This window comes from Ancylomarina sp. (assembly GCF_041555295.1).
Classification (GTDB): Bacteria; Bacteroidota; Bacteroidia; order Bacteroidales; family Marinifilaceae; genus Ancylomarina.
Genome location: NZ_JBFFKR010000172.1, coordinates 1 through 7,516 on the forward strand (window position 1 = coordinate 1; position 7,516 = coordinate 7,516).

A 7,516-nucleotide genomic window follows, 5' to 3' on the forward strand; every position below is an offset into this window, starting at 1 on the left:
TTGTCTATTATTTATAAACCATAATATTAAAGCGGCTAATAGAATGATTGATACTCCATTATAAGAAATTACGTATTGCCTTAAAAAGGCTAAAAATGGAGCATAGATAAGAATCACAATCGTAAAAAAAGGAGCAGCATCTCGTTGAAATATGCTATATATAAATATGATACCAAGAGTTATTGTTAGCACATAACCAGCTAGCTCAATTTGATCCCTCAGAATAAAACCAACTATAGCTCCCACTGTTAGTAAATAAAAATAGATGAAAGAACTGAATCCCCTTGACTGTAATCTACTTTTCATACGTACAAATATTTACCATCCTATCTATATATGAATCTTCAGAAAAAAGTAATATATGCTTGTGTAATTCATTACGCAGACGAATCAGATCATCATTATTTAAACTCAATAAATCTTCAAATTTTCGTAAAAAATCTTCATCATTAAATCTCATTGAATCAAAGGGAACAATCTCTTTTTGTCCACCTGAGTTATGAACAAAAGGAATACAACCTTTCAATACTCCTTCGACAGTCGTAATCCCAAAATGTTCATTTATGGCAGGAAATATATAAAATAATGTCTTTTTTAAAATATGATCTATCTCATTAAGGGAAACATTTGGATAAAAAGATAGGTTGGATAATTTTTGTTCACCAGCTATCTTTTTTAAGCTTTCTAGGTAATCAATTCTAATTTTCGAAACGCCACCCATTATAACAAATTTCAGATTAGGGTACTGCTTTGCAAGTCTCATCAAAAATTCAGGTCGCTTATACTCCACGATACGACTAAAAAAAGTAATATTCTCTCTTAAATTGAAATCGTCTTCCTGAAGATTTTCAATTTTCAATTGATTTGATGGGTATATAACCTCTAGCTTCCTATTATGCGCCTCTTCAAATAATTTAGCTGTAAATCTTGAATTAATAACATAATTGGCATTTGCCTGAGGTTCATAAGCTGGATAGAAAGGACGAATAATACACTTGTAAAATAATTTAATCATCTTAAACCGTACGGTTTTAGATTCTAGCTGCGGTAGCAAAGGTGGACCTGACAAATAAAATAAATGAGGACGATCCTGATCTACTAAAACATTTGATGTAAACGTATATACATAATCATAATGATTAGGTATCCTACTAATTTTAATCATATTAAACGGCCACAATAAATACCTAAACAAAACAGGAATTGATTTAATAAATGAGGAGGCAATAGGCAATCGAAGTTTAGAATAATCAGCAACTACACCTGCTTCATTCAACAATTCACTATTAGGAGCATCATCCCAAAAGATAGTGGGCTTTATTCCCTTCTTGTTTAAACCTTTGATAAGTGACAAGACACAAGTTTGAACACCACCTGCAGCTGTTAGGTCGTAAATAATTGCTACTTTCATTATAATATTATTATTTTGAAATCAATTTTAGAGTGTCAAAAAAATGCTTTATTTGATTTTTAGAACCAAATGTTTCTTCAATAAAATTAAAACTGTTGGTCACAATTTCTTTATTAAGTTTCCGATCGTTAAACAGCCTAACAATCTGTCTTGCAAGACTTAAATAGTTATAATTATTGCAAACATCAAAATGAAGCCCTGTGATATCATTTTGCACCATTTCTTTACATCCTCCTGTATTTGAACAAATAACCGGAGTCCCTGCAAGCATAGATTCAAGAATAGTTCGCGGAAAAGGTTCTCTATCAGATGTTAAACAAAAGATATCTAAATCCTTGAGTATCTCTATTGAATCCTTACGATAGCCCCAAAACGTAACATAAGAATCGACTTCTAATTCTTTAGCCAACTGCTTTAAACTAGCTTCAAAATTATATTCTTTGGGAACCGCTTTCCCCACAATATGAAAATGAGCCTCTGGAATTTCTTTAATGATGTGAGGGATTGCACGAATGAATAAATCGGGTTGTTTATAACCAGTCAGCCGACCTAAAAAGCCAATATTAAAGCGTGATTTTTTTAAAAGAGAATTCTGGTGATTATTCAACCGTTTATTTATCGAATCAATATCAATCGTATCATGACAAACACTAACATTAGGATGCATATCTTCATAATAATCTTTAACATCCTCAGAAACAGCAATTATTGAATATGCACGCTTAACTTGGTTTAAGTTAACCTGTTTCTTTTTTGAAAAATATTCGCGCGTGTAAATAGCAACTTTAATTCCTGCCCATTTTGCAGCTAACGAAACTCGGAAACTGGCAGCAAAAGTGTTACATAAAATGATATCAAACTGTTGCTTTTTTAGCCATTTCATTAAGAACAATGAGCTAAGTTGATAAAGACCTGGATATTTTCTTCGTGGTCCACTATATTTCTTTACATGTACCTTAAAACCCTTCTCCTCTAGATAATTAGATAATGCCCCATAACCAGGAGTCATCATTTCAAATTTAATATCATTAGGAAGTGTTTTTAACATATCAGTAATTGCATATTCAGCTCCACTAATAATGTCATTTCTAGTATGAACTATAAGAATCTTCATAAAAATGGAATTCTATTTTTAATTTTTTTCAAAAATGTGTAGAAAGGAATAGAGTTAAATCGTCTTTCAATATTTATTAGCTTGTCCTCTAATATTTCTATTGTACCATGGGCTGCAGACAATTGTAATTCAAGCTGCCTTTTGTCCATTTTTTCTAACCATGATAGTTCAGAGTAATATGTTCCAATATCTGATTTAATTTGAAGCATGGGTGCATAAGAATTGTCCAAAATTGAGTCAGGTAAATTCTTTCGATTATTCTTATTTTGAATCATTCCTTCAATAAGCTTTATTAGCCTACCAGTTGCATCTTCATGTTGAAACAACTGCTCATTCAGTAAGAATTCCTGATAATCCAATTTAACTATTGGAGGATTAATTAATTCTTCGACTACATTTGAAATATGATTTTGGGAAGATATTACCCATGCTGATTCAAAATAATGAGGTGTATTATGATAATCGAGCAGAGCTACTGGTGATTTTAACACCATTGCTTCTAATAATGTCGTAGATGGTGTCGTAATAACAGCATCAACCTCTTGGATAATTTCGTGAATTTCGTGGCCATTAAGATCAGTTAAGGTATTTTGGATATTCAACTTTTTAGAAAGATCACCTGATAATCTCCATATTATTTCAATATCATTTCTTTCTCTAAAGAAATCTCTCAAATTCTTTAATGACTCAATCGTTATTATTTCTTGTTCTTTTGTAAAAGCTGGAGTTTTTGCAGTACAAACTAAAATCTTACCCTTTTTCACTTTTAAATGTGAAAAATCATGCCTAATATTTTCAATATATTTAAGACGTGGCATACCAACAATCTCACATTTACCTCGATTCCCCCAACTTTCTAATATCCTATAATCTTTATATCCTAAGCAAGCTATTTTATTTGCAAAAGCAGGTTGGTTTATTGGATTCAAAACACCATCAACACGATGGCCATTTGACTCATAGTCCCAAGTTCTTCTCCACTCTAAAATACCATCCATCAATTGCAAAGTAAGAATACCATGCTTCTTACAAGTCGCTACAATATTTCCTAGTTCACACCAATGCTCATCAGGAACAATTACCAAATCCGGATTTTCTTCAATTATTTTATTGGGTTGATATTTCTCAAAATAAAAAAAAGACGCTCCTAATTGATTTTCAATAGTTTTAAAATGCCGTCCAATATACTTGGATGGGCCAATTACAGAAATCTTATTCATCTTTTATAAATTGATACTATTTCGAAATTACTCACTGCGAAAAAAGTATTAAACATACAAATAACATATCACTAAACAACTGGTTTATTAACCTTTAAATCTGTATGGCAATTAGAAAATAGCTTACGAACGAGACATAACAAACCTGATTTGAATGCACCAAGAATCTTTTTTAATTCATTTTGTATCTTTTTATCACTGATCAAATTTATATATCGTAAATACATGTAAAAACCACTTATCAATTCTCCTTTTCTAATCTTAATGAATGCTCTATCTAATTTGCAATGATTCAACCTTTTTTTTATAGCAATTCTCACTTTGTGATCAGAGAAATTCTCATACAGTAAATTAAAAAACTTAATATCTTCTTTGTTTCGATATTCAAAATCATTACCAGACCAAACACCACCTTCATGAACTCTGTATACTGACATAACATCTGACAAATACTTTCCTAAACCGTACTCAGCCAAAAGAATAACAAGACAATAATCTCCTTTCTTTGTTTTAAAAAACCATTCTGGAATTGAATTAGAGTTCAAAATATTTCTGTGCAAAACAGATGCCGTAGGAACATTGTTTTGAACAATAACTGACTCCAAATCAACAACTTCATCTATCACACGATCGCCAACACGCAAACGTCTAGAACCAGAACTTTGATCTAGAATTTCGCAATCATTAAAAATAAATGAATACTCAGGATTGGCCTCCATAAAATCAACTTGTTTTTGTAACTTATATGGATCAATCCAATAATCATCACCTTCGCAATGAGCCACATATTTACCTTGACACCTTGGCATAACAATATCGAAATCCGGCTTTAAACCTTGAGAATATTGATTTTTACTTTGTAATAAGGGAATAATCAAATCTGGATATTTATCAACATATTCTTGTATAATGCTTGCCGTATTATCTGTTGAAGCATCATCGCAAATAACAATTTCTATAGGAAACGTTGTTTTCTGAATTAAGAAACCTTCTAATGCTTGAGCAATATAATTTCCATGATTATATGTGATACAGTTTATACTTACAAGGGGTTTGGACATCAGATTACAATTTTATATTTATTTAAATTTCTTTTTCCTATCGAGATAATCCCATATATTAATTCATCTATTTTAATTCAAAAGAGTTTAATAATTTCTTTATCCTCTCCACAGAATTAAACATCAACACATCAATTATTGAAAGATTACTAATAAAATCGTTATCAAACTGATTATAGGTTACCTCCTTTGATTTAATAAATTTCAGATCTATACCAAATTCTTTAAAATAATCTTTAGAATATAATTTTACTCCTCCAATAGCATTAATATATCTAGAGGCATTTTTCTTGTCTGCAAATAGAAATTATCCTTTCACTTCTACTAAGACTCTTAGAATTGGCATACATCTTCGAACTAAATTCAAATTCCGTTTCAATACCTAAATAATCTGCAACCATAACAACCGAGTTTGCTGCCATTTCTGCTATAGTTGGAACTGGATTTATCAAACATTCTTCTAACAGGGGATAAACATCATTAAAAAAAGGTGCTTTAGAGTAAATATGTTTTATCGTTTTCAGCTTCTTAATTGCACAATTACATATCCTAATTTCATTAATGAGTTTGTTTTGACTTGACCTAACTAGTTCTATTCCGAAATACTGGGACGAATTCTTTCGGGAGATTATTCTATTTCTTGCAATCCAACAATTTTTTATGAAATTTACATCATCACAAAAGACAAACTTATTAACTAATTGAATATACCCTAGATAAGGGAAGAAATAAGGTTGCATTATTGCTATTTTCATCAACGATATTTTATGAAAGAGTTCTATTTTCAATAATTTTACCTGTTGGATAAAAGCAGGTCGTATTCAATATAAAATAATGAAATAACTCCTGTACTCTTAAAAACTTTTCATAATTTCATTCTAGCTATAACACTTCTCTCATCACACTCTCCACACCTCTAATTAACAAATGATTGCATTATAAAATTCAACATATCATATTCAACATCATCTTCAATAGACCAATCTAATACATTAGGCCAGTATTGAGCTACAAATACCTTACTATCAACCAACTTTGTTCTTTTAGTTTCATCTTTAATCATAAAAGGATAAATCATTGGACTATTTACATACTCAGCATTTACTCTTAATTTATTAAACGCTCCTAATTTTTCATGCAAAAAAGTGAAATTCTGTTCTCGCGCTTTCTTTAAAAAGGGAATATGCACCGTTTGCTCCTACATCTATCCGCTTAAATAAATGAGACATACGCTCATATGATTCATCTTGCCGAAATTCTCTATTCAATATCTTATTGGTGTAAATACGCGCCATCAGCTATACCAAAAAACTTGCGAGGTGAATAAAACGTATGAACTCCAGAAAGAGGCTCAGCGAAAAAAGCTTGAATATTATCGAATCATCAACATAGCTCGATAAATGAATAACTGTGTTTTGCATTAGACCAAAGTAATTAACATACAAGAATACATCTTTATTAGTTAGGTCGTTATAAGTAAAAAATGGGTTAAAATTCATATTCAATATGGCACTTTTTTATTGGCTCTAGAATAACTTCGCAAATAAAATCGGGGATAAATATCTTCTAAAAATCATTTGCTTTCAAAATATATTCCAAACAATTACGACCTGTATTTAACCGTATGGCATCTGAGTGATATTCCTGCAAATGATTCAATTCCAATTCAAAAAAAACCTCCTATTTCACACATGTTACATCAACTTTTACATATTTACTCATATTAGATATTTTATCTTTCATTTCTTCAGCGGATGAAAACCTAAGTAATATAATACCTAAGGTGGCATTTGAACCATTAAAAACATTCACTTCATCACCCACAGCTTTAAATACATGCTTTTCTAGAATATTTTCACTTAAAGATATTGATATTTCAATATTTTTTAATTTCCCATCTCTTCGACTATGAATAACATAATATGAGTAGAAAAAATTTGATTGGTCATTAATATTACTTATTATTTCATTTCCTAATGCAATCTCAACACTTGACTTTATAGAGTCAAAACAAGTTGTATACCGAATAATCTCTGGTATACAATTACCTCCATTCCTGGGACCAATTTCCATTAAATAAATATTATCATTACTATCAAGCATTACTTCAATATTTATTGCACCTTGCCTAAAATCTAACAAGGATAGTAGTCGTTGTATTTCTTCATGTATTTCCTCTTGACTAGAAGAACATAAAGAAGAAGGAAAAGTCATTCCAGTAGGAACAAATGGATTACAGTTTAAATTATTAAATTGATCACCCAAACAGAGAAACTTCAGTTTTCCATCAACAACAAAACCATCACCACCAATTTGTGCACCTTTTTTATTTATAAATTCTTCAACAATTATTTTGTTAGAACGAGAATGTGCTAATGCATTCTCGTAAGCATCTTTTAATACAACAATTCCTTCTACTTTTGTTACGCCCTTACTTCCAGAAGAATCGACGGGCTTAAGCATTATTGGAAAAGTAAACCTATCAATATCTTCTAATAATGTTTCATAGTTAGTATAACCCTTTGCTAGTGGCACATTAAAATCATTATCTCTCAAGAACACTCTAAACAAATCTTTTTCAGTAAGTATCCTAACACTCATGTAAGTATTACCAGGTAGATTTAACTTCTCAGAAACATAAGCAGCTGTTGGTGCAGCAGGGTCAGATGCATATGCTAAAATACCATCAATCTTCAGCTCTTTTGCCAAA

9 protein-coding genes are annotated in these 7,516 nt (G+C 30.8%); all 9 read right to left on the reverse strand.

Features of this window, described 5'->3' with window-relative positions:
* The coding region (locus tag ABY905_RS11750; protein ID WP_372644052.1) for a hypothetical protein at positions 1 to 306 on the reverse strand (306 nt) is incomplete at its 3' end.
* Complete coding sequence (locus tag ABY905_RS11755; RefSeq protein ID WP_372644055.1) at positions 296 to 1,411, reverse strand: glycosyltransferase family 4 protein; 1,116 nt, start codon at positions 1,409 to 1,411, stop codon at positions 296 to 298. The genes ABY905_RS11750 and ABY905_RS11755, both read right to left, overlap by 11 nt.
* A gap of 10 nt (positions 1,412 to 1,421) precedes the next feature.
* Positions 1,422 to 2,525: a glycosyltransferase gene (locus ABY905_RS11760; protein WP_372644058.1), complete on the reverse strand. Its 1,104-nt coding sequence runs from the start codon at positions 2,523 to 2,525 to the stop codon at positions 1,422 to 1,424.
* A complete protein-coding gene (locus tag ABY905_RS11765; RefSeq protein ID WP_372644061.1) occupies positions 2,522 to 3,745 on the reverse strand; it encodes a hypothetical protein in 1,224 nt (407 codons plus the stop codon). The genes ABY905_RS11760 and ABY905_RS11765 overlap by 4 nt, the downstream gene beginning before the upstream one ends.
* Positions 3,746 to 3,816: 71 nt before the next feature.
* Entirely contained in the window at positions 3,817 to 4,806 is a 990-nt protein-coding gene (locus ABY905_RS11770; protein ID WP_372644064.1) for a glycosyltransferase, read from the reverse strand.
* 67 nt (positions 4,807 to 4,873) lie between these two features.
* Complete coding sequence (locus ABY905_RS11775) at positions 4,874 to 5,077, reverse strand: WbqC family protein (RefSeq protein ID WP_372644074.1); 204 nt, start codon at positions 5,075 to 5,077, stop codon at positions 4,874 to 4,876.
* 4 nt (positions 5,078 to 5,081) lie between these two features.
* On the reverse strand, positions 5,082 to 5,561 hold the full coding sequence (locus ABY905_RS11780; RefSeq protein ID WP_372644067.1) for a WbqC family protein: 480 nt from the start codon (positions 5,559 to 5,561) through the stop codon (positions 5,082 to 5,084).
* A gap of 161 nt (positions 5,562 to 5,722) precedes the next feature.
* Positions 5,723 to 5,947, reverse strand: a complete 225-nt coding sequence (locus ABY905_RS11785; RefSeq protein WP_372644069.1) for a hypothetical protein — start codon at positions 5,945 to 5,947, stop codon at positions 5,723 to 5,725.
* Between the two features lie 539 nt (positions 5,948 to 6,486).
* Positions 6,487 to 7,516, reverse strand: a 1,030-nt coding sequence (locus ABY905_RS11790; protein ID WP_372644072.1) for an ATP-grasp domain-containing protein, incomplete at its 5' end; no start/stop codon positions are given.